19 protein-coding genes are annotated in these 21,358 nt (G+C 63.2%); 8 read left to right on the top strand and 11 right to left on the bottom strand.

Annotated features, from left to right (window positions below):
• Positions 1 to 28: 28 nt before the first annotated feature.
• On the top strand, positions 29 to 805 hold the full coding sequence (locus DCO45_RS18905) for a DUF4124 domain-containing protein (RefSeq protein WP_116927270.1): 777 nt from the start codon (positions 29 to 31) through the stop codon (positions 803 to 805).
• Between the two features lie 46 nt (positions 806 to 851).
• Here DCO45_RS18905 and DCO45_RS18900 read toward each other — a convergent pair whose 3' ends face one another.
• Entirely contained in the window at positions 852 to 1,844 is a 993-nt protein-coding gene (locus tag DCO45_RS18900; RefSeq protein WP_243419424.1) for an NAD-dependent epimerase/dehydratase family protein, read from the bottom strand.
• A 213-nt stretch (positions 1,845 to 2,057) separates the two neighbouring features.
• Between DCO45_RS18900 and DCO45_RS18895 the strand changes: the two genes are divergently transcribed.
• Together DCO45_RS18895 and DCO45_RS18890 are read left to right on the top strand one after the other, a co-directional pair.
• On the top strand, positions 2,058 to 3,113 hold the full coding sequence (locus DCO45_RS18895) for a CDP-6-deoxy-delta-3,4-glucoseen reductase (protein ID WP_116927269.1): 1,056 nt from the start codon (positions 2,058 to 2,060) through the stop codon (positions 3,111 to 3,113).
• 290 nt (positions 3,114 to 3,403) lie between these two features.
• Positions 3,404 to 4,375, top strand: a complete 972-nt coding sequence (locus tag DCO45_RS18890) for a tripartite tricarboxylate transporter substrate binding protein (protein ID WP_116927268.1) — start codon at positions 3,404 to 3,406, stop codon at positions 4,373 to 4,375.
• Between the two features lie 98 nt (positions 4,376 to 4,473).
• Here the strand turns inward: DCO45_RS18890 and folK are convergent, their stop codons facing one another.
• From folK to hda, 4 genes are read right to left on the bottom strand one after another with little or no spacing between them, the layout of a single operon-like run.
• Positions 4,474 to 5,025 carry a 2-amino-4-hydroxy-6-hydroxymethyldihydropteridine diphosphokinase gene (gene folK / locus DCO45_RS18885; protein WP_232539563.1) on the bottom strand — a complete coding sequence of 184 codons (552 nt, stop codon included), beginning with the start codon at positions 5,023 to 5,025 and terminating at the stop codon, positions 4,474 to 4,476.
• Positions 5,015 to 6,631, bottom strand: a complete 1,617-nt coding sequence (pcnB, locus tag DCO45_RS18880) for a polynucleotide adenylyltransferase PcnB (RefSeq protein WP_116927267.1) — start codon at positions 6,629 to 6,631, stop codon at positions 5,015 to 5,017. The genes folK and pcnB overlap by 11 nt, the downstream gene beginning before the upstream one ends.
• Complete coding sequence (locus tag DCO45_RS18875) at positions 6,628 to 7,326, bottom strand: HAD family phosphatase (protein ID WP_116927266.1); 699 nt, start codon at positions 7,324 to 7,326, stop codon at positions 6,628 to 6,630. The genes pcnB and DCO45_RS18875 overlap by 4 nt, the downstream gene beginning before the upstream one ends.
• A gap of 32 nt (positions 7,327 to 7,358) precedes the next feature.
• Positions 7,359 to 8,054: a DnaA regulatory inactivator Hda gene (gene hda / locus DCO45_RS18870; RefSeq protein WP_021025545.1), complete on the bottom strand. Its 696-nt coding sequence runs from the start codon at positions 8,052 to 8,054 to the stop codon at positions 7,359 to 7,361.
• A gap of 410 nt (positions 8,055 to 8,464) precedes the next feature.
• On the opposite strand from hda, the gene purM reads away from it, so the two are divergent.
• Positions 8,465 to 9,514: a phosphoribosylformylglycinamidine cyclo-ligase gene (purM, locus tag DCO45_RS18865; RefSeq protein WP_116927265.1), complete on the top strand. Its 1,050-nt coding sequence runs from the start codon at positions 8,465 to 8,467 to the stop codon at positions 9,512 to 9,514.
• A gap of 95 nt (positions 9,515 to 9,609) precedes the next feature.
• Positions 9,610 to 10,728: an AI-2E family transporter gene (locus DCO45_RS18860; protein WP_116927264.1), complete on the top strand. Its 1,119-nt coding sequence runs from the start codon at positions 9,610 to 9,612 to the stop codon at positions 10,726 to 10,728.
• Positions 10,729 to 11,221: 493 nt separating this feature from the next.
• Here the strand turns inward: DCO45_RS18860 and ppk2 are convergent, their stop codons facing one another.
• From ppk2 to murJ, 3 genes are all read right to left on the bottom strand, one after another.
• A complete protein-coding gene (gene ppk2, locus DCO45_RS18855) occupies positions 11,222 to 12,130 on the bottom strand; it encodes a polyphosphate kinase 2 (protein ID WP_021025542.1) in 909 nt (302 codons plus the stop codon).
• 82 nt (positions 12,131 to 12,212) lie between these two features.
• A complete protein-coding gene (locus tag DCO45_RS18850) occupies positions 12,213 to 13,061 on the bottom strand; it encodes a tetratricopeptide repeat protein (RefSeq protein ID WP_116927263.1) in 849 nt (282 codons plus the stop codon).
• Positions 13,062 to 13,221: 160 nt separating this feature from the next.
• A complete protein-coding gene (murJ, locus tag DCO45_RS18845; RefSeq protein ID WP_116927262.1) occupies positions 13,222 to 14,787 on the bottom strand; it encodes a murein biosynthesis integral membrane protein MurJ in 1,566 nt (521 codons plus the stop codon).
• Positions 14,788 to 14,901: 114 nt separating this feature from the next.
• Here murJ and rpsT point away from each other — a divergent pair, with 114 nt between their 5' ends.
• A complete protein-coding gene (gene rpsT, locus DCO45_RS18840; protein WP_027010570.1) occupies positions 14,902 to 15,201 on the top strand; it encodes a 30S ribosomal protein S20 in 300 nt (99 codons plus the stop codon).
• A gap of 254 nt (positions 15,202 to 15,455) precedes the next feature.
• On the opposite strand, the gene DCO45_RS18835 is transcribed toward rpsT, so the two are convergent.
• Positions 15,456 to 15,827: a DUF3579 domain-containing protein gene (locus DCO45_RS18835; protein WP_116927261.1), complete on the bottom strand. Its 372-nt coding sequence runs from the start codon at positions 15,825 to 15,827 to the stop codon at positions 15,456 to 15,458.
• Between the two features lie 657 nt (positions 15,828 to 16,484).
• Here DCO45_RS18835 and DCO45_RS18830 point away from each other — a divergent pair.
• Both DCO45_RS18830 and argF read left to right on the top strand, forming a co-directional pair.
• Positions 16,485 to 17,687 (top strand): aspartate aminotransferase family protein, encoded by a 1,203-nt coding sequence (locus DCO45_RS18830; RefSeq protein ID WP_116927260.1) that lies wholly within the window; start codon positions 16,485 to 16,487, stop codon positions 17,685 to 17,687.
• A 17-nt stretch (positions 17,688 to 17,704) separates the two neighbouring features.
• Positions 17,705 to 18,625: an ornithine carbamoyltransferase gene (gene argF, locus DCO45_RS18825; protein ID WP_116927259.1), complete on the top strand. Its 921-nt coding sequence runs from the start codon at positions 17,705 to 17,707 to the stop codon at positions 18,623 to 18,625.
• Between the two features lie 120 nt (positions 18,626 to 18,745).
• Here argF and ahpF read toward each other — a convergent pair whose 3' ends face one another.
• Both ahpF and ahpC read right to left on the bottom strand, forming a co-directional pair.
• The gene (ahpF, locus tag DCO45_RS18820; RefSeq protein WP_116927315.1) at positions 18,746 to 20,317 is read right to left on the bottom strand and encodes an alkyl hydroperoxide reductase subunit F; all 1,572 of its coding nucleotides are present in this window, start codon (positions 20,315 to 20,317) and stop codon (positions 18,746 to 18,748) included.
• 122 nt (positions 20,318 to 20,439) lie between these two features.
• Positions 20,440 to 21,003, bottom strand: coding sequence for an alkyl hydroperoxide reductase subunit C (ahpC, locus tag DCO45_RS18815; RefSeq protein ID WP_021025534.1), 564 nt, complete (start codon positions 21,001 to 21,003; stop codon positions 20,440 to 20,442).
• Positions 21,004 to 21,358 lie beyond the last annotated feature (355 nt).

The raw sequence follows: 21,358 nt of genomic DNA, 5'->3' as shown, positions 1-21,358 counted from the left end.
AGACCCTGTGCAACGACGGGCCCTTCCGATGCGCCATACGCCACAACCCCGGCAGCCCCGCTTCCGCCTCGGCGCATGGCTGGGCCTGTGGTGCGCCTGCGCACTGGCCGCGCCGATCGCCCAGGCGCAGGTTACCCGCTGCGTGGACCCGGGCACGGGCAAGGTGACCTATACCGATGGCGCCTGCGCCAGCGGCGCGCGTGCGACCGAGATCGAGCGGCGCAAAACCGACGAGGAGCTTGCCCAGGACCGTGCCCGCGAGCAGGAAGCGCTGCAGGCCAAGGCCGAGCGGCGCGAGCAGGAGCTGGCCCAGCGCAGGCTGCAGGCCGATGAACGCGCTGACGATTTGGCGCAACCGGCTGCCAACCGCCCCTCGCGCAGCAACCCCGCACAGTCCGCCGCCTGCCAGCAATCGCGGGAGCGCTACAGCGCTGCCTCCGACGCCGCGGCTGACAAGGCCATGGGCAGCAGTGCGCAGCTCGAAGCGGCCAAGCGCCAGATGGAACTCGACTGCCTGGGCCCCGAGGCCTACAGCCGGCTCGAAGCGAGCCGTCCCGCTCCCAGCGCCGTGCTGCCCGCCGATCCCTACTGGGACCGCTACCCCTATGGCCGCCCGCCGCCCCGCCCTCCGGTGGTAACCCCTCCAGCCCCGGCACCCAGCATCACCCGCTGCGATGTGTTCAAGTGCGTGGATGCCCAGGGCTACTCACACCCCCGGGGCCAGATTGGCGAGACCGTGCGGCCCCCCAGCCCCAGCGCCAACCCGCGCAGCTGCCGCAGCCAGGGCGGCACCGCGCCCTGCTAGCTGCCCTCTGGTAGCGGCTGCAAAAGCGGCTGCATTCTGCCTGTGTTCAGGCGTCTGGGCCTTGAGCTGCGCCAGGCCCCACCAGATACACCGCCGCCTGCAAGCCGTGGTGCACCGTCTGGTAGCGCAACACCACACCCAACTCATGCCGCATGCGGCTATTGCTCAGGCGACGCGACTCGCGCATAAAGCTCAGCAAGGTGGGGCTCAGTTGCTGCTCGGCCTCGGCCAGGCTGATGCGCGCGGGGTGCGGCAGGCGCCACAGATCAGCAGCCAGGTCAAAATAATCGCCCATCGGCATCGCAGAGTCATCGGCCACATTGGTGATGCGCTGGGGCCGGCCTCGCCACAGCGCCCGCTCGACGGCACGCGCCAGATCATCGGCGTGGATATGGCTGGTGTAGACATCGTCCTCGCGCCGCAGCAGCGGCGTGCCGCGCTGCAGCCGCCCCAGCGGGGTTCCGCCCTCGCGGTCGCCGGCATAGATACCGGGGATGCGCAGCACATGCACCGCCGCGCCACTGGCCCCAAAGCGCAGCGCCCATGCACGCAGCTGGCGCTCGGCATCGACCCGGCGCAGCGCCCGGGCGGTGCTGGCACGCAGCGGATGGGTCTCGGTGACCCAGGCCCCGTCCCAGTTGCCATAGACACCGCTGGTGGAGCCATAGACCAGCTGCGGCGCCTGGCCCGCACGGCCCACCAGCGCGCGCAGCAGGTGGCAGGTGCGCAGATCACGCGAAGCCGCCGCTGGCGCAGCTCCAGCAGCGGGCTGCGCAGGGGGGGCCAGGTGCACCACGCGCTGGGCCAGGCCCGCCAGCCGGCGCAGGCTGCGAAGGTCATCGAGGTTGCCCAGCAAAGGGGTAGCGCCCAGGGCGCGCAGACTCTCAAAGCGCTGCGGCGATGAGCTGAGCGCCCGCACCAGCGGGCCGCGCGCCGCCCGTGCATCCTGGCCCGGGCGCTGCCACAGCCGCAGCAGCCGCTGGCCGACATCGCCACAACCCACGATCAACACCCGCTGGCGCCGAAAACGCGCCGGCAAGGCCTGGCCTGCTGCGATGGCGCAGCGCTGTCGGGGCCCGCTTCGCGGGCTTTGGTTTAAAGGCACAATAAGCTTTCGTGGTTCAAATGGGCGGGGGCGCACACTGCAGTCTAGCGTCTCAAGCTGCTTGCAAACGGCTGCCCACCCCCCACTTATGCAAGCCCAGGCGCCGATGAGCGCCATTGTTTTGTGTCGATAAGGAATTTTGGTGCAATGAGTTCTTCGTCCAGCGCGTTTCACATCTCGGTCCTGCCCAGCGGACGCGCCTTTGCCATCCAGGCCTCGGAGGCCATCCTCACCGCTGCAATCCGCAGCGGCGTGGGCCTGCCCTATGGCTGCAAGGATGGCGCCTGCAGCTCCTGCAAATGCAAGAAGCTCAGTGGCACGGTCGTGCATGGTCCGCACAGCGAACGCGCGCTGAGCCCCCAGGAAGAGGCCGACGGCATGATCCTGCCGTGCTGCGCCGTGCCCACCAGTGATGTGGTGATCGAGTCGCGCCATGTCACCGATGAAAGCGCCTTTCCTATCAAGAAAATGCCGGTGCGCGTACAGACCATCGAGCGCCTCTCGCCCGATGTGGTCAAGCTGCGCCTGCAGCTGCCAGCCGCCGACAGCTTTCGCTACCACGCGGGCCAGTACATCGAGTTTTTGCTCGCCGGCGGTGTGCGCCGGGCATATTCGATGGCCGTCGCGCCACACCACCAGGAGACCGCGCCCGGCTTGGAGTTGCATATCCGCCACACGCCAGGCGGTCTTTTTACCGACCATGTGTTTGGCGCGATGAAGGAGCGCGAGATCCTGCGCATTGAAGGCCCGTTTGGCAGCTTCTATCTGCACGAGGGCGACAAGCCCATGGTCTTTCTGGCCTCGGGCACCGGCTTTGCGCCGATCAAGGCCCTCATCGAACATCTGCAGCACCACGACATCCAGCGCCCGGTGGTGGTGTACTGGGGCGGCCGGCGCCCGCAAGACCTGTACATGCACGACTGGATGCTGGAGCGCAGCGCTGAGATGCCCCAGCTGCGCTATGTGCCGGTGGTCTCCAACGCCCTGGCCGAAGACGGCTGGCAAGGCCGCAGCGGCTTTGTGCACCAGGCGGTGCTCGATGATTTTGCCGATCTGTCGGGCCACGAGGTCTATGCCTGCGGCGCGCCGATCGTGGTGGATTCGGCCCGTGCCAGCTTTACCAGCCAGCGCGGCCTGCCCGAAGACGCTTTCTTTGCCGATGCCTTTGTGACCGAAGCGGACAAGCAAAACCAGATCGTCTGAACAGCTGCGCCGCACAATGCCTGACATGGCGCAATCGCGCCCCTGTCCGACTGCCGCGTCACAGCAGCTACACGGCACAGCCGCTACACTAGAAAGTTTGGAGCCGCGAACACATCCCTTGGTGGGTGGTTGCCCCGTCTTGGCCTACCTTTGTACGGCCCAGGGCTGGGTGCCCAGCCTCCAACGCAAACCTTTGGTTGACTGGGCTGTGCTGGCGGCACTCAGGGGGTAGTACCTGCACACCGCAGGCGCTGCGTCGTTATTCACTCTCCTCAAGAAGACACACAAGCATGCAACGCAGAAATATCCTGTTATCCACCGTTTTGGCTGCCACCGCCTTTGCAGCACCGGCCGCATTTGCGGCCGATCCGGTGATCCGCCTGGTCGTGCCCTACGCGCCCGGTGGCCCACTGGATGTCACCTCGCGCATTCTGGCCGAACGTGTCCGCGACCAGCTGGGCACCGTGGTGATCGACAACAAGGCAGGCGCTGGCGGCAACATCGGTGCCGACATCGTCGCCAAGGCCGCGCCAGACGGCCTGACCATCGGCCTGTCGGCCACCGCCACGCACGCGGTCAATCCCTGGCTCTACACCAAGATGCCTTTCAACGCCGCCACGGACTTCAGCGCCATCACCCAGATGGTGCGTGTGCCCAATGTGCTGGTGATGAACACCGAGCGCGCCAAGTCGCTGCACATCAGCAATGTGCAGGACCTGATCGCCTACGCCAAGAAAAACCCGGGCAAGCTCAATTTCGGCAGCGGCGGCAACGGCAGCTCCGGCCACCTGGCCGGCGAGATGATGAAGCGCCAGGCCGGCATTTTTGCCGTGCACGTGCCCTACCGTGGTGCCAATCCGGCCCAGCTCGCGCTGCTGTCGGGCGAGGTGGATTTCAACATCGACAACCTGGCGGCCGCCTCGGCCAACATCCACAGCGGCAAGCTCACGGCTCTGGCTGTCACCAGCCTGCATGCCAGCCCCATGCTGCCAGGCGTGCCACCGCTGGCCGACACGCTCAAGGGTTTCGAGATCGACACCTGGTGGGGCCTGGTGGCACCGGCCAACACCCCGCCTGATGTGATCAACCGCCTCAACAAGGCCTTCACCGATGCGCTGAAGGACCCGAGCACCAAGACCCGCTTTGCCAGCCTGATGGCCGAGCCCGTGCCCACCACGCCGGCCGAGTTTGACAAGTTCATGGCCTCCGAGCGCAACAAGTACGAATCGGTGGTCAAACTCTCTGGCGCCAAGGTCGACTAAGCGCCGCGCTGCGCATCCCTAGCGCCCAGCAAAAAGCCCCGCCAGCGAAGCTGCTGCGGGGCTTTGTTCTTGTGGGGTGGAGTCTCTTTCTCGCTCGCTCAGCGCCACCAGTCCGGCCCCTGGCTGCGCTGCACGCCCTGCGCCAAAAGCGGCTGCAACTGCGCATCGCTGACCCAGGCCGGCTGCAGCTCTTGCAGCGGCGCCAGCACAAAGGCCCGTTGCCACATGCGCGGATGGGGCAGCTCCAGATCGGGCATCGCGATCGAGGTGTCGATGTCCGCATACAGCAGCACATCCAGGTCCAGGGTACGCGGGGCATTGCGGTAGGGGCGCTCGCGGCCGGCGGCCAGCTCCAGCTGCTGGAGCAGCAGCAAAAGCTGGTGCGCTGACAGCGCTGTGCGCAGCTCTGCGACCGCGTTCAGGTAATCGGGCCCTGAGGAATCCACTGGCCGGCTGGCATAGAGCGACGAGACCGCCTGCACCGCCACGCCCGTGCTGCGGGCCAACTGCTGCAAGGCCTGCGCCATCGCAGCACCCCGGTCGCCCAAATTGGCACCCAGGCCTATCCAGGCGCGCAAGGTCTGCCCGGCGGGCGGTGCGGCATCACCATTGGCCAGGCGCTCGGCCTGGCCCGGCACGTCAGTCACCATGGCCGGCGGCATCGGCGCCGTTGCCGCCAGCTGCAGCAGCGCCGGCGTCCGCGCCACCGGGTTTGCGGCGGCGGCGGCGGCGCTTTTTGGCTGGCGCATCGGCGCTGCCTGCGCTGTCGCTGTCCATGGCCTGCTGGGCCACCTGGTCCAGGCTGGAATCCTCTTGCGCCTCAGAGGCCGCAGTCGGCTTTCTCGGTGCACGCTTGGGTTTGGCCGCGCCCGTCTTGGGCTTGGCGCGCTGCTCTTCGCGCACCTGGGCGATCAGGTCTTCGCGGCGGGCCTCATCGGCCTGCTGGAACTCCTGCCACCAGTTGGCCAGCGCTTCGTCGACCTCGCTGACATCGGCGCGCAAACGCAGAAAATCGAAGCCGGCACGGAAACGCGCCTGCGCAATCATGCCAAACGGCGTGCTGCCGGTGCGCTTTTCAAAGCGCGGCTGCATCACCCAGATCTCACGCATGTCGGCGGCGAGCTTGCCCCGGCCGGAGACATCGCCAATGCGGTGGTGGAAGACATCGTCGATCGCATCCTGCAGCGCAGGGTGCGGGTGCTCGCCCTTGAGCATGCGCTTGTCCCAGCCGGCCTTGACGTCCTGCCACAGCACGCAGGCGAGCAGGAAGCTCGGCGCCACGCTCTTGCCTTCGGCCACGCGGCGGTCGGTGTCCATCAGCGCGGCCTGCACGAAAGGCAGGTCGGCGCGGTCCACCACGACATCCAAGAGCGGGTAGATGCCCTTGGCCAGGCCCAGCAGGCGCAGCTGCTCGATCGAGGCCAGCGAATGGCCCGTCTGCAACAGCTTGAGCATCTCGTCAAACATGCGGCTTTGCGGCACTTCCTGCAGCAGCTGCGCGCATTCGACCAGCGGCTTGGCGGTCTTGGGGTCGAGCGTGAAGCCCTTCTTGCTGAGCTTGGCGGCAAAGCGCACGGCGCGGATGATGCGCACCGGGTCTTCGCGGTAGCGGGTGGCCGGGTCGCCAATCATGCGCAGCACATGCTTTTGCGAGTCGCGGATGCCCTTGTGGTAGTCCACCACGATCTGGGTCTGCGGGTCGTAGTACATGGCGTTGACGGTGAAGTCGCGCCGCGCCGCATCCTCGTTCTGGGGGCCCCAGACGTTATCGCGCAGCACGCGGCCGCTTTCGTCGACCGCCAGCTTCATGCCGGCCAGCGCCGCCTTGCTGGTTTTCTCATTGCCCTGCACCTGCTCGGCCTTGGAGCTGTCCAGAAAGGCGCGGAAGGTGGTCACTTCGATGACCTCGTTCTCGCGGCCACGGCCATAGACCACGTGCACGATGCGAAAACGCCGGCCGATGATGAAGGCGCGGCGAAACAGGCTCTTGACCTGCTCGGGCGTGGCATTGGTCGCCACGTCAAAATCCTTGGGGCGCAGGCCCAGCACCAGATCGCGCACCGCGCCGCCGACGATATAGGCCTCAAAGCCCGCTTCCTTCAAGGTGCTGCACACGTCCAGCGCCCGGCGGTCCACCAGCTTGGGATCGATGTTGTGCACATCAACGCCCACTTCCTCGCGCTTGCCAAAGGGGTTCTTGGTCTTGCTGGCGGCCGTTGCCTTGCCCAGCAATTTATCGATGATGGTCTTGATCATGCGTGAGGCTCCAGCAGGTCCAGGATGCGCCAGCCGCGTTCGGCGGCGAGTTGGCGCAGGCGCGCGTCGGGGTTGGTCGCCACGGCAGTATCCACCTTTTCCAACAGCGGCACGTCGTTCATCGAGTCGCTGTAGAAGATGCTGTCTACGCTGTCCCAGCTGAGGCCGCGCTCGGCCATCCAGGCTTCCATGCGGGTGACCTTGCCGGCGCGCATCGTCGGCACACCGTCGATCTCGCCGGTGATCCAGCCAGAAGCGTCGCGCGCCAGGTTGACGGCCAGCAGGTGGTCGACGCCCAAGGCCTTGGCAATCGGGCGGGTCACGAATTCATTGGTGGCGGTGACGATCACGAGGGTGTCGCCCGCATCGCGGTGCTGCTGCAGCAGCGCCAGCGCTGCCGGCTGGATATGCGGCGTGATCACTTCCTGCATGAAGGCGCGGTGCGCTTCATCGGCGGCCTCAGGGCCGAGCTTGCGAATGGCCTCGGTGGCAAAACGCACATAGGCATGGATATCGAGCGTGCCTTTTTGGTAATCGGCAAAAAAGGCCGCATTGCGGCTGCCAAACTCCTGCTTGTCGCACCAGCCCTTGCGCAAGGTGAACTCCCCCCATTCGTAATCCGAATCGAGCGGCAGCAAAGTGTGGTCCAGGTCAAAAAGCGCAAGCCTTGTGCTTGTGCCAGCAGAGTTATTCATTCAAAAAATCTCGGTTGTAGCTGCAAGACCATTTACTCCGTCTCCAGCATGTCCTTGAGCAAGGGGATCGTCAGGCCCCGTTTGTTGCGCAAGGCAAAATTGTCCAGGTGGTCCAACAGTTGCATCAGGCTGCCCAAATCGCGTGAGAAGCGTTTGAGCATGTAATCCATCACATCGTCGGTCAATACCAGGCCACGTCGTTTGGCTTCATCCTTGAGCACATCCCTGCGCTGCGCTTCGCTCAGCAGGTGCAGCTGGTAGATCTCGCCCCAGCCCAGCCGGGTGCGCAAGTCGTCACGCAGTTTCAGGTCGGACGGCGGGACATCGCCAGCGGCCAGCACCCAACGCCGCGCACCGGTGGCCGGGCTGGTAGCGTTGACGAACCAGTTGAAGGCCGCCGCCTGCTGCACCGGGTTGTAGAACTGCACCTCGTCGAGGATCACGGCCGACCAGCGCTCGTTGAAGGCGCTGGGAAAGCGGGTGCTCGCATCGAGCCAGCCCACCGGCGCGCCCTGCTCACGCAAGGCTTCGGCCACCGCGCGCAACACATAGGTCTTGCCGCAGCCCATCTCGCCCCACAGGTAAGTGGGCACCGTTGAGCGCGGCGCGTCCCAGGCTTCATTGACCTGGGCATGCAAATGCGCAAGCGCTGCCTGGTTGGAGCCCGCAAAAAACCGGTTCAGGCTTGGCGCTGGCGCCAAACCCAGATCCAATGCCATTTGCTTCATGCGCCAACTCCTATCCGCGCCCAAGCCCGCCGTGCAAGATGCACTGCGTTGTGGGTCATCAGATAAAAGGAAATCTCACGCATGGCTGCGTTCAATGAAAGAAAGCGTTCAGTGTGGTTGGCGCGATGCGCGCCAACTTGGGGCGCCCCTGCTCGGTTATGCAGTGGCCAGGGCCCTACATGCAAACCCGTTGATTTTAGTCGGTAGTCACGGCTGTGTGACACAAAAGGCCCCTCTGCCCCATTTATGCATGAAATCGGCCACAAAGCAGGCCGCCCCTGCGCGCTTTGGCGGTAACAGTGCACACCGGACGGGCATTCTGCCCCCTCGGGTATGGCTTGCGACATAAAATCGGCGTTTCTGGCCCCCGTTGGGTCAGCTTGTCAGCTTTATTGCCTTTGTAGTCCCTCATGAGCTCTTCCAATTCCTCCACCCCCCTTTCGTACAAAGACGCTGGCGTTGATATTGACGCTGGCGACGCGCTGGTCGAGCGCATCAAGCCCCTGGCCAAGAAAACCATGCGCGAAGGCGTGATGGCGGGTATCGGTGGTTTTGGCGCGCTGTTTGAAGTGCCCAAGCGCTACAAGGAGCCGGTGCTGGTGTCCGGCACCGACGGCGTGGGCACCAAGCTGCGCCTGGCCTTTGAATGGAATATGCATGACACCGTGGGCATCGACCTGGTGGCCATGAGCGTCAACGACGTGCTGGTGCAAGGCGCCGAGCCCCTGTTCTTCCTCGACTACTTTGCCTGCGGCAAGCTCGATGTGGACACGGCAGCGGCCGTGGTGGGCGGTATCGCCAAGGGCTGCGAGCTGTCGGGCTGCGCGCTGATCGGTGGTGAAACCGCCGAGATGCCCGGCATGTACCCGGACGGCGAATACGACCTGGCCGGTTTTGCCGTCGGCGCGGTCGAGAAAAGCAAGATCCTGACCGGCCAGAATGTGCAAGCCGGCGACGTGGTGCTGGGCCTGGCCTCGCATGGCGTGCATTCGAACGGCTTCTCGCTGGTGCGCAAGTGCATCGAGCGCGCACAAAGCCAAGGCGGCCTGCCCGAGACGCTCGACGGCAAGCCCTTCAAGAACGCCATCATGGAGCCCACGCGCCTCTACGTGCTCAATGTGCTCAAGGTGCTGGCCGCGCAGCCCATCAAGGCGCTGGCGCACATCACCGGCGGCGGCCTGCTGGAGAACATTCCCCGCGTGCTGCCCGAAGGCCTGGGCGCGCAGCTGGTCAAGGGCAGCTGGCCCCAGACCGAGCTGTTTGCCTGGCTGCAAAAGACCGCCGGCATCGATGACATCGAGATGAACCGTACCTTCAACAACGGCATCGGCATGGTGGTGGTCGTTCCCGCAGAAAGCGAGCAGGCCGTCAAGGACGCCTTCTCCGCCCTTGGTGAACAAGTGTGGACGATTGGCAGCATCGGCCCCCGTGGCGCTGAGGCTGCGGTCACGGTGCGCTAAGCTTCCCCGGCAGGGCAGGCGCACCAAGCCGTCTGCCCTGCGCGCAGCAAGGGCCATATTCTGGCCTTCCGACTCGCTCAGATGGATGGCCTACCATGCAACCGGATTCCGCAAAGTCCCCGTCCAACAGCCCCGCACCCGGCCAGCCGGCCAGCGGCGCTGGGGACCAGCCGCATGTTTGGCGGCCGCCTCCTGCGCATTGGGGCGTCAGGGTGGCCTCCTATGTGCTGATGGCTGCGGCCTTGCTGCTGATCATGCTCAATGGCCTGCTCGTGGGCCTCTTGGCCGCCTGCGCCGGCTACACCTTCACCTTGTTTCTGGTGCACAAGATCCGAGAGTTGAGCCGCCTGCCCACCTCGCTGAACACGCCCCCTCCCCTGTGGATGGAATACCTGGCCGTCACCATCGTGCTGGTGGTGCCGGTGGTGCTGGTCACGCTGGGCCTGATCCACTCCCAAGGCTATCTGCTCAACGCACCGCAGCAGTACCGCGAGATGCTGGTCTCGATGGCCAAGACCTTGCTGGACCTGCGCAGCAAGCTGCCGCCCGAGCTGGCCAATGTGCTGCCCGATGGGGTACAGGACCTGCAGCAGCGCGCTGCCGAATACCTGGGCACCAAGGCAGGTGCCATTGCCAATATGGGCCGGCTCTGGCTCACCGGCCTGCTCTATGTGTTTGTGGGCCTGTTGATTGGCGCGCTGGCCGCCGTGCGCCACAGCCGCCATTCCCACGCGCCACTGGCCTACCAGCTGCAGCTGCGCGTGCAGCGCTTTGGCGATGCATTCCGCCAGATTGTCGCAGCCCAGTTCTGGATCGCCCTCTTCAACACGGTGCTGACCGCCATCTTCCTGCTGGGCATTCTGCCGCTGATCAATATGCGCCTGCCCTATAGCGGCGCGCTCATCATGCTGACCTTTTTTGGTGGTCTGATCCCCATCGTCGGCAACTTGGTCTGCAATGCCGTCATCACCACCGTGGGCCTGTCAGTCTCGCCGCTGACCGCCGTCGCCTGCCTGGCTTTCCTGGTGCTGATCCACAAGGCCGAGTACCTGATCAATGCCAAGGTCGTCGGCGCCAAGACGCATATGGGCGTCTGGGAGTTGCTGTCGGTGATGTTTGTTGCCGAGGCCATTTTTGGCCCTGCCGGGCTCGTGGCGGCGCCACTCTTTTACGCCTATCTGAAAAAAGAGCTGTTTGCGGCGCGGCTGATCTAACACCCGCCTCTGTGGCGTTGCACCTTTGAACGGGGTGCGGATGCCTACCCACGCTCTCTTCGCCACAAGCACCGCGCCGGGCACCTTCAAGCCCCCCATGCGCAAGAGATGCTGCTGGACGACGGTATCTCCTCAACACGGCTTCGCCGCCTGCAGGCGCCCCCCATGTGACCAGCACCTGGATCGGCCAACTTTCCCTACGGCCATGCCGTCGATAACCGATGGGCGCTCTGCCAGTATCGGCACAACACAGGCGTAAAAAAACCTCGGTGATAAAACCGAGGCTCTTTGTGTTGAATGATCCGAAATCTTAATTAGAGCCGTAACACAACCCTTGATACGTCGTTGCCTCGCCGGCCGCGCCCTGCCTTGTCGTACTACTGTACTGCCTGCGGCAGGACGCCTAGTCGGGGACGCCTAGTCGGGGACGCCTAGTCGGGGACGCCTAGTCTCAACCGCAAACCTTCGGTTTGCTGGGTCGTGTTGCCGGCTCTTAATAGACTTCCGGAACATACATGGAAGCGGGCACGGGCAGGCGGCTGTAGTCCGGATGGCGGATCCGGTCGGGTAGCACGACATTCTCATGGTCCACATCGGTGTAGGGCACCTGGGCCAGGAAGTGCGCGATGCAGTTGAGGCGCGCTTTTTTCTTGTCATCGGCATGCACCAGCCACCAGGGTGCCTCAGGAATGTGGGTGCGCTCCAGCATCACTTCCTTGGCCTTGGTGTATTCCTCCCAGCGGACGCGGCTTTGCAGGTCCATCGGCGAGAGCTTCCACTGCTTGAGCGGGTCATGGATACGCCCCAGGAAGCGCAGGTGCTGCTCTTCGTCACTGATCGAGAACCAGTATTTGACCAGCAAGATCCCCGAGCGCACGAGCATCTTCTCAAACTCAGGCACGGTGCGGAAGAACTCTTCGTACTGGTCGTTGGTGCAAAAGCCCATGACCTTTTCGACACCAGCGCGGTTGTACCAGCTGCGGTCAAACAGCACGATCTCGCCAGCGGCGGGCAGGTGTGCCACATAGCGCTGGAAGTACCACTGCGTGCGCTCGCGGTCGTTGGGGGCCGGCAAGGCTGCCACGCGCACCACGCGGGGGTTGAGGCGCTGGGTGATGCGCTTGATCACACCGCCCTTGCCTGCGGCATCGCGCCCCTCGAACAGCACCACCACCTTCTGGCCGGTGTGCTGCACCCAATCCTGCAGCTTGACCAGCTCGCCCTGCAGCCTCAAGAGCTCGCGGAAGTACTGGTAGTCATGCTCCGTCATCCCTGCGGCGAACGGCGCGCCCAGCATTCCGTCTTCCATCTCGAGCTCCAGAGACTCGTCGTAATCATCCATCACATCACGCGCAATCTTGTGCATGACGTCTTCTGGTGAAATTCCCAATCGATCTTTCATAGTGGCGCATCCCTAGTGCCGCTATCTTGCCGAAATTGTGTGACGACAGAATGACAAGGAAATGTCAAAACTACGCCATACGTTACATTCGTTGCAAATCTAACAAAGCCGCACGTATATAGGCCGCATCTTCTGGATTGCCGGTCTGGTTCAGGTAGGTTTGCAGATCTTCCCGGGCCCGGTCATGCACGCCCAGCTCTGCATAAGCCAGGCCCCGGTCGCGCAACTCCGTCCATTCGCTGGGCAGCAGCACCAGCAACCGGTTTTGTACCTCAATGAGCTTGGCCCAGTTCTTGTCGCTGCGGTAGACCTCCTTGAGGTTGGAGAGCATGCGCGCAATGATGTCGCGCGGGGTGGCGGCCTGCAAATACAGGCCCAGTGGCACATCGTCTTCATCGACGCGGTGAAACGCCTTTTGCATGGGCTCGAGCATCTCGGCGAGCATATTGCTGGAAAACGACTGGCCCGACAGCGGGTCCAGGACGATCTGCCCTTCTGCCACGCTCACCTTGAGCAGAAAATGGCCGGGAAAGCAGATGCCATGCGCGGGCAGCTGCAAAGCGGTGGCCAGCTCCAGCCAGATGACCGCCAGCGACACCGGAATGCCGCGCCGGCGGTGCAGCACGGCATTGAGGCAGCTGTTGTCGAGCGCATAGAAGTCATTGGGATTGCCTTGAAAACCCCAATCGGCATAAAAGCGGTGGTTGAGCGCCTTGAGCCGCGTCAGCGCACTGCGGCTGCTGGCATCGCGGCTCTCCATCAGCTGGCCCAGCAGCTTGTCGACCTCGTGCAGCACCTGCTGGGTGTCCAACTGCGGGTATTCGATGCAGGCCACGGCAGCGGCCGCTTCGAGCAGCGGAAAACCATCGTCACTGCTGACCAGCGATTCGAAATGCTCCAACGGTGTGGGGATAGAAAAGCGGAAGTCCATACACATCCCAACTACAGCGCCTTCGCATACATCGCTGGCACTCTCGGGCGCTGCCAGTGCCATGGTTTCCATGTATACCACCAGATGGGCTGGCCAGCAGGGTCTGCGTGATGGAAATCACGCAAAAGCCGCATATTCCCTAATAGAGGGAACTATTCTGTCAGCGGCGCAACATAGCGCGCAGCTTCAGGCCGGACAAGGCCAGCACGCCAAAGTACAGCAGCACGGCCCCCAGCATCCACAGCGCCAGCAGGCCCACGCGCTCCAGGCGTTGCGCGCCCAGCGCGACCCAATCGGTCATCTGCGCGCCCCAGGCTAGAAAGATGGCCAGCAGCGCGACGGCCAGCGACACCCGGGCCAGAAAGATCCACCAGCCCGGCCGGGGTTGGAAGCTGCCACGCCGGATCAAGCCCACCAGCAGCCACAGCGCATTGACCACCGCACCCAGGCCGATCGACAAGGCCAGCCCGGTATGGGCCATCGTAGGCACCAGCACCAGATTCAACAGTTGCGTCAGCACCAGCACACAGATGGCAATCTTCACCGGCGTGCGGATGTCCTGGCTGGCATAGAAGCCAGGCGCCAGCACCTTGATGGCCACCATGGCCAATAGGCCCACGCCATAGCCTTGCAGCGCCAGCGCAATCTGGCTCACGTCCGAGCCCTTGAGCGCGCCGTAGTGGAACAGCACAGCCACCAGGGGCTTGGCAAAGACCAGCAGGCCGGCGGCACAAGGGGCGGCCAGCAGCACCACAATGCGCAGGCCCCAGTCGAGCATGGCGCCGTAGCGCTCATCATCACCGGCCGCCTTGGCCGATGACAGCTGCGGCGTCAGCACCACCCCCAGCGCCACGCCCAGCAACGCGGTGGGGAACTCCATCAGGCGGTCAGCGTAGAACAGCCAGGTGACGCTGCCCGGCGCCAGGTAGGAGGCAATCTGGGTGTTGATCATCAAAGAGATCTGGGCCACGCCCACGCCCAGCAGGGCGGGTGCCATCAGCGACAGGATGCGGCGCACGCCGGCATCGGACCAGGCCTGCCTGATGACCGAGGGCCGGCACGAAATACGCGGCAGCATGCCGATGCGGCGCAGCGCAGGAAACTGCACGACCAGCTGCAGCACGCCGCCGGCCATCACGCCAACGGCCATGCCATAGATGGGCTCCAGACCATGGCTGCGCATCCAGGGCGTCAGCGCCAACGCCGCCACAATCATGCTGACATTGAGCAGCACCGGCGTGAAGGCCGGCACGATAAAGCGCTTCCAGGTATTGAGCACGCCCGCGGCCAGCGCCACCAGGGACATGAAGCCGATATACGGAAACATCCAGCGCGTCATCAGCACGGCAGCGTCATAGCTGTGCGGGTTCTGGCGCAGGCCACTGGCCAGCAGCCAGACCAACGCGGGCGCGGCCACCACCCCGATGACGCAGGTCAGCGCCAAGATCCAGAACAGCACCGTGGCCACGCTGTGCACCAAGTCACGTGTGCGCTCCTCGCCTTCCTTGGTCAGGGTGGTGGCCAACACCGGCACAAAGGCCTGGCTGAAGGCCCCTTCTGCAAACAGGCGCCTGAACAGGTTGGGAATGCGAAAGGCAACGTTGAACGCGTCGGTCAGTGCACTGGCACCAAACATGGTGGCCATCAGCAGATCGCGGGCAAGCCCTGTGATACGCGAGAGCAGCGTAAACAGGGAGACGGTGGAGGCGGCTTTGAACAGTGACACCCGGGCAGTGTAGCCGCGCCGCTGGCGGGAAATTGGCGGCAATCTGGATTTCTGAGTAAACAGCGGCTATAATGCCCGATTCACTGAAAACATCCGCAGACTCAAAGGACACTCATCATGGCATCTAAGCCAGTCAAAAAGAACCCCCGTTTGGCATCCGGCCGCAAGCGCGCCCGCCAAACCATCAAGCTGAACGCCGCCAACACCTCGCTGCGTTCCAAGTACCGTACCGCTATCAAGAACGTGGAAAAGGCTGTTGCCGCTGGCGACAAGACCAAGGCCACCGAACTGTTTGCCAAGGCGCAATCCGTGCTGGACACGATCGCCGACAAGGGCATCTTCCACAAGAACAAGGCTGCTCGCGATAAGAGCCGCATTGCTGCCAAGGTCAAGGCCCTGGCACTGGCCGCCTAAGCCCATTAGGCAATCGCACGGGCAGGATCCCTTGCCCGCCGTTTGTAACGGGTGCGCTCTCAGTGAACTAAAAAGCCGTCGCAAGACGGCTTTTTTCGTTGTACCTGCCGTTTCTTTGCAGCGCCGGGTGAGAAGGGCCACCCTGCGCCCAGCCCAGCAGACTAGGCGCCCATGCATAGCGCCCATGGGGCAGCCGATGCACCGCTGGCACGCGCACCAAGCCAAATACCGGCCCGCAAAAAAGGCCTGAAAACTCAGGCCTTGGTGGTGGTGTTGCCGGTGCTGCCGGCCGGACTGGCGGGGCCGCCAGTGTGGCCTGGCGCCTCCGGAATCAGGCAGGCATCGGTGGTCTGCAGGCCATTGTCGCGCGCAAAGTTCATCACAAAGTCCCAGGCCATCGGCTCGTGCACCTGCAACTCCCGCTTGACAATCACGCATTTGGCGCCATTCATCGTCGTGGGAACACACCAGGGCGAATAGCCCAGATGACCACCACGGCGCATGCCGCCGGGACGAAACTGGCTCATCACCCCCGCCAGACGCTCCGCCCAGTCACTGGGGCGAAAGGTCTTGCCATTCTGGGTCAGGCCCAGAATGAAAACTTCTTGAGATGTGGGAGAAACCATGGGATGGAAGCCTCTGATAGACGCCTGAGCACAGGATCACTGCCTCAGGCCAAACCCGTATTTTAACTCTTATATAAGAGATACGCACGCGCAAGGCATAAGTTCAAAACATCATCAAATGCAAGAAGTGCATAACTTTGCGCAGCATGCCAGGGCCGCCGCAGCGGATATGCCCAAGCCATAGAAACTGTTCAAAGTCTCCTCGCGCCGCGACAGTGTCTTTGCGGGATGGGATGCTAGGCGCAACACCGCAGCAATAGCTCAGCTATTGCGAGGATTTGCAACAACGCAGACCGCCCCTGCCCGGGCGGCCGCAAAGCCACTGTCCCTACGGGTTGGAGTGAAATCGGGCGATTTCTGCGCGCTGGCCCTTGCTTGCACCCCGGTGCAAGCTGCGGACCAGCCCTTCGAACTCATCCCGGTTGCACTCCAACGCGGCTGCGTAGAGACTTTGACCAGGTTCTTAGCGCTGCGTAGTCTAGCTTGCCGAGATTGGGCCTCGCCCGCGCTCTGGCTCCACTGCGATTCTGTGATGCGCATTCTTCACTAGTCTGTCGCTACGCAGCCCCTAGAATGGGACTTCCGCTGGTGCCATGCCATAGGGGCGTGGGGCCATGGCGGATTTTTTGATTCTGTTTCTTTTTTCCGGAGATTTCCATGCAAGACACCGTCAAGCCTTCTGAGCCCCATGTGATGACTACCTATGGCCGCGTGCCGGTCGCACTGGAGCGAGGCCAGGGCGTGCGTGTGTGGGATGTCAACGGCAAGGAATACCTCGATGCGCTGGGCGGCATCGCCGTCAACACGCTGGGCCACAACCACGGCAAGCTGGTCGCCGCGCTGCACGACCAGATGACCAAGCTGATCCACACCAGCAACTACTACTATGTGCCCGGCCAGGAAAAGCTCGCAGCCCTGCTGGTCGAACGCTCGAAGATGACCAATGTCTTTTTCTGCTCCACCGGTCTGGAAGCGAACGAGGCATCGATCAAGATCGCGCGCAAGTACGGCGTGGACAAGGGCATCGAAAAGCCGGTGATCGTCGTGTTCGACCATGCCTTCCATGGCCGCTCGATTGCCACGATGAGCGCTACTGCCAACCCCAAGGTTCGCAACGGCTTTGGCCCGCTGCTCGACGGTTTTCTGCGCGTGCCGGCCAATGACTTCGTCGCGCTGCAGGAAGCGACCGAAGGCAACTCCAATATTGTCGGCGTGATGATGGAGCCCATCCAGGGCGAAGGCGGCCTGCACCCAATGCGCGCCGACTTCATGAAGCAGGTGCGTGCGCTGTGCGACGCCAAGGACTGGCTGTTCATCGTCGATGAAATCCAGGCCGGCATGGGCCGCAGCGGCAAGTGGTTTGCCCACCAGTGGGCCGGCATCGTGCCCGATGTGATGTCGCTGGCCAAGGGCCTGGGCTCGGGCGTGCCAGTCGGCGCGGTCGTCGCCGGCCCCAAGGCGGCCAAGGTGCTGCAGCCAGGCAACCACGGCACCACCTTTGGCGGCAACCCGCTGGCCATGCGCGCCGGTGTGGAAACCATTGCCATCATGGAAGAAGAAGGCCTGCTGGCCAATGCCACCAAGGTGGGCGACTACCTCCAGGCCGCGCTGAACGAGGCGCTGGCGGGCACGCCCGGCTTTGTCGAAGTGCGCGGCCAGGGCCTGATGATCGGCGTGGAGCTGAACAAGCCTTGCGGCGAGCTGATCACGCGCGGCGTGCAAGAAGCCGGCCTGCTGTTCAGCGTGACCGCCGACACCGTGATCCGCATCGTGCCACCGCTGATCCTGACCGAAGCCGAGGCCGATGAGATCGTCGCCAAGCTCGTACCGCTGGTCAAATCCTTCCTGGCAGGCCAATAAGGCCAGAAGAGAACGCAATGAAACACTATCTGCAATTCCAGGATTTCACGGCTGACGAATACGAATACCTGCTCAAGCGCGCGGCGCTGATCAAGCAGAAGTTCAAGGGCTATGTGACCCACCACACCCTGGCCGACCGCACCTTGGCGATGATCTTCGAGAAGGCCAGCACGCGCACGCGCGTGAGCTTTGAGGCCGGCATGTACCAGCTGGGCGGCTCGGTGGTGCACCTGACCACCGGCGACAGCCAGCTGGGCCGCGCCGAGCCCATCGAGGACAGCGCGCGCGTGATCAGCCGCATGACCGATCTGGTGATGATCCGCACCTTCGGCCAGGACAAGATCGAGCGCTTTGCAGCGCACTCGCGCGTGCCGGTCATCAATGGCCTGACCAACGAGTTCCATCCCTGCCAGATCCTCGCTGACATCTTCACCTTTATCGAGCACCGCGGCTCGATCCAGGGCAAGACGGTCGCCTGGGTGGGTGATGGCAACAACATGGCCAACACCTGGCTGCAGGCAGCCAACCTGCTGGGCTTCAAGGTCCATGTCAGCACGCCCAGCGGCTACGGCATCGACGAGCAACTGGCCTTCAGCGGCCGCGCCTACGACAAGGGCTGCTACCAGCTGTTCAGCGACCCGCAAGAGGCCTGCAAGGGCGCGGACCTGGTCACCACCGATGTGTGGACCAGCATGGGCTATGAAGAGGAAAACGAAAAGCGCAAGAAGGCCTTTGCCGACTGGTGCGTGGACCTCGACATGATGGCCGTGGCCAAGAAGGACGCCCTCTTCATGCACTGCCTGCCCGCCCACCGGGGCGAAGAGGTGCAGGCCGAGGTCATCGACGGCCCGCAGTCGGTCGTCTGGGACGAGGCCGAAAACCGCATGCATGTGCAAAAGGCGTTGATGGAGTACCTCCTCATCGGCAAGCAGGGTTAAACCGCCACGCCACCGCTAGCCCTGCTTGGACTGGCTGAGCCACCTCGGCCCCTCTAGATGTAGCAATGCCCCGAACCTTGTGGTTTCGGGGCATTGTTATTTCAGCGCTGATCCGGCAGATCAGGCAGCCGGAGCCGTGGTGCGGATCAGGTGGTCAAACGCGCTCAGTGCGGCAGTCGCACCGGCACCTGCGGCGATGACGATCTGCTTGTACGGCACATTGGTGCAGTCACCAGCGGCAAACACGCCGGGCAGGTTGGTGTGGCCCTTGGCGTCGATCTCGATCTCGCCAAACGGGGTCAGCTGCACGGTATCCTTGAGCCAGCCGGTGTTGGGCAGCAGGCCGATCTGCACAAAGATGCCTTCGAGCGCGACGGTCTTGATCTCGTCGTTCGTGCGGTCCTTGTAGGTCAGGCCCGTCACCTTCTTGCCGTCACCGTTCACTTCGGTGGTCTGCGCATTCAGGATGACCGTCACATTGGGCAGGCTGCGCAGCTTGCGCTGCAGCACGGCATCGGCCTTCAGCTCGGCGGCAAACTCCAGCAAGGTCACGTGCTGGACCACACCGGCCAGGTCAATGGCCGCCTCGACACCGGAGTTGCCGCCACCGATCACCGCCACGGGCTTGCCCTTGAAAAGCGGGCCATCGCAGTGCGGGCAGTAGGTCACGCCCTTGGTGCGGTAGGTATCCTCACCGGGCACATTCATGTTGCGCCAGCGCGCGCCGGTCGACAGGATCACCGTGCGGGCCTTGAGCTTGGCACCCGACTCGGTCTCGATCTCGATCATGCCGCCCCCCTGCGCTGCGGGCGTCAGGGACTTGGCAGTCTGCAGATTCATGATGTCGACTTCGTAGTCGCGGATATGGCTCTCCATCGCGGCCGCAAACTTGGGGCCATCGGTCTTGCTCACGGAGATGAAGTTCTCGATATCCACGGTGTCGAGCACCTGGCCGCCCAGACGCTCGGCGGCAATGCCGGTACGGATGCCCTTGCGTGCCGCATAGATCGCAGCGGCTGCGCCTGCGGGGCCACCGCCGACAATCAGCACATCAAAGGCGTCCTTGGCCGAAATCTTCTGCGCCTCGCGGGCTGCCGCGCCGGTATCGACCTTGGCAACGATCTCGGCGAGCTCCATGCGGCCCTGGCCAAAACGCTGGCCGTTGACGAACACGGTGGGCACGCCCATGATTTCGCGCTCTTGCACTTCCTTTTGGAACAGGCCGCCATCGATCGCGGTGTGCGTGATCTTGGGGTTGAGCACGGACATCAGGTTCAGCGCCTGCACGACGTCCGGGCAGTTGTGGCAGGACAGCGAGTAGAAGGTCTCGAAGTGCAGCGGTGTGTCGATGTTCTTGACCTGCTCGAGCAGCTCAGCGGACTCCTTCGAGGGGTGGCCGCCCACTTGCAGCAGCGCCAGCACCAGCGAGGTGAATTCATGGCCCAGCGGCACACCGGCGAAACGCACGCCGACATCGGTGCCCGGGTTGGTGATCAGGAAAGACGGCTTGCGCACATCGGCCGCATTGTCTTCGACCACCGTGATCTTGTCGTTCAGTTCTTTGATATCGGCCAGCAGCTGGCGCACTTCTTTCGACTTGTCACCGTCATCCAGGGTCGCCACCAGCTCGACGGGCTTGGTCAAGCGCTCCAGGTAGGCTTTCAGTTGGGCTTTCATGGTGTTGTCGAGCATGGGACTTCCTTCAAACTTCTCGTGGCCCGCCTTGGGGCGTTGCAGCACTTTTCAAAAAACAAAGCCCGGGCGCCAGGCACCCGGGCGTCTACTACGTTGGAATTGCAGCAGTGATTAACAGCTTAGATCTTGCCAACCAGGTCCAGCGATGGAGCCAGGGTCTTTTCGCCTTCTTGCCACTTGGCAGGGCAGACTTCACCGGGGTGCGATGCCACGTACTGGGCAGCCTTGATCTTGCGCAGCAGGTCTTCTGCATTGCGGCCGATGCCTTCAGCGGTGATTTCCATCGCCTGGATCACGCCTTCTGGATCAACGATGAAGGTGGCACGGTCTGCCAGGCCTTGGCCTTCGCGCAGGCAGTCGAAGTTCTGGCTGATTTGCCAGGTTGGGTCACCCAGCATGGTGTACTTGATCTTGGCGATGGTGTCCGAGGTGTCGTGCCAGGCCTTGTGCACGAAATGGGTGTCGGTCGAGACGGAATAGACTTCCACGCCCAGCTTTTGCAGCTCAGCGTAGTGGTCGGCCACATCGCCCAGTTCGGTGGGGCAGACAAAGGTGAAGTCAGCAGGGTAGAAGAAGAACACAGCCCACTTGCCCAGGACGTCTTTTTCGGTCACTTCGATGAACTTGCCATCCTTGAATGCTTGCGTCGCGAAAGGCTTGATCTTGCTGTTGAGTACGGACATGGTGGTTTCCTTCTGTTGAGTAAAAAACGATTGACAGGAGTCAGTGTAGAAAGATCTTCATAATTGAGCAATTCAATTAATACAATCATTTAGATTTAAACAAGCTATTATTCAAGCACTGACCCAAGGCAGATAGCTATATGCGGGCTGGTGCCTATTTTGCAAGCCTGCGCAGTGCAGCACGCCTTGTTCGCTGCAACTTAGCACAGCGCCATGACAGCGCAGTTGCGCTGCAGCAAGCCGCATCATGCAAGCAAGGGACGGGCTGCGTCAAATGAGAACACGACTCAGCCTTACACGCAGCCAGAGCAAAAGCACGGGGGATAAGCACCGCTGGGTTTGGTTGCTTGACCTT

This window comes from Comamonas sp. JNW (assembly GCF_003105075.1).
GTDB classification, from domain to species: domain Bacteria; phylum Pseudomonadota; class Gammaproteobacteria; order Burkholderiales; family Burkholderiaceae_C; genus Comamonas; species Comamonas squillarum.
The sequence above is the reverse complement of the archived record's forward strand: the minus strand, read 5'-3'. Positions and strand labels throughout refer to the sequence as shown.

Bases quoted from the DNA above. Each gene is read 5' to 3' on its own strand.
- DCO45_RS18905 (WP_116927270.1), top strand. From the start codon at position 29: ATGCGCCATACGCCACAACCCCGGCAGCCCCGCTTCCGCCTCGGCGCA.
- DCO45_RS18895 (WP_116927269.1), top strand. From the start codon at position 2,058: ATGAGTTCTTCGTCCAGCGCGTTTCACATCTCGGTCCTGCCCAGCGGA.
- DCO45_RS18890 (WP_116927268.1), top strand. From the start codon at position 3,404: ATGCAACGCAGAAATATCCTGTTATCCACCGTTTTGGCTGCCACCGCC.
- folK (WP_232539563.1), bottom strand. From the start codon at position 5,025: ATGGTGACTGACGTGCCGGGCCAGGCCGAGCGCCTGGCCAATGGTGAT.
- pcnB (WP_116927267.1), bottom strand. From the start codon at position 6,631: ATGATCAAGACCATCATCGATAAATTGCTGGGCAAGGCAACGGCCGCC.
- DCO45_RS18875 (WP_116927266.1), bottom strand. From the start codon at position 7,326: ATGAATAACTCTGCTGGCACAAGCACAAGGCTTGCGCTTTTTGACCTG.
- hda (WP_021025545.1), bottom strand. From the start codon at position 8,054: ATGAAGCAAATGGCATTGGATCTGGGTTTGGCGCCAGCGCCAAGCCTG.
- purM (WP_116927265.1), top strand. From the start codon at position 8,465: ATGAGCTCTTCCAATTCCTCCACCCCCCTTTCGTACAAAGACGCTGGC.
- DCO45_RS18860 (WP_116927264.1), top strand. From the start codon at position 9,610: ATGCAACCGGATTCCGCAAAGTCCCCGTCCAACAGCCCCGCACCCGGC.
- ppk2 (WP_021025542.1), bottom strand. From the start codon at position 12,130: ATGAAAGATCGATTGGGAATTTCACCAGAAGACGTCATGCACAAGATT.
- DCO45_RS18850 (WP_116927263.1), bottom strand. From the start codon at position 13,061: ATGGACTTCCGCTTTTCTATCCCCACACCGTTGGAGCATTTCGAATCG.
- DCO45_RS18835 (WP_116927261.1), bottom strand. From the start codon at position 15,827: ATGGTTTCTCCCACATCTCAAGAAGTTTTCATTCTGGGCCTGACCCAG.
- DCO45_RS18830 (WP_116927260.1), top strand. From the start codon at position 16,485: ATGCAAGACACCGTCAAGCCTTCTGAGCCCCATGTGATGACTACCTAT.
- argF (WP_116927259.1), top strand. From the start codon at position 17,705: ATGAAACACTATCTGCAATTCCAGGATTTCACGGCTGACGAATACGAA.
- ahpF (WP_116927315.1), bottom strand. From the start codon at position 20,317: ATGCTCGACAACACCATGAAAGCCCAACTGAAAGCCTACCTGGAGCGC.
- ahpC (WP_021025534.1), bottom strand. From the start codon at position 21,003: ATGTCCGTACTCAACAGCAAGATCAAGCCTTTCGCGACGCAAGCATTC.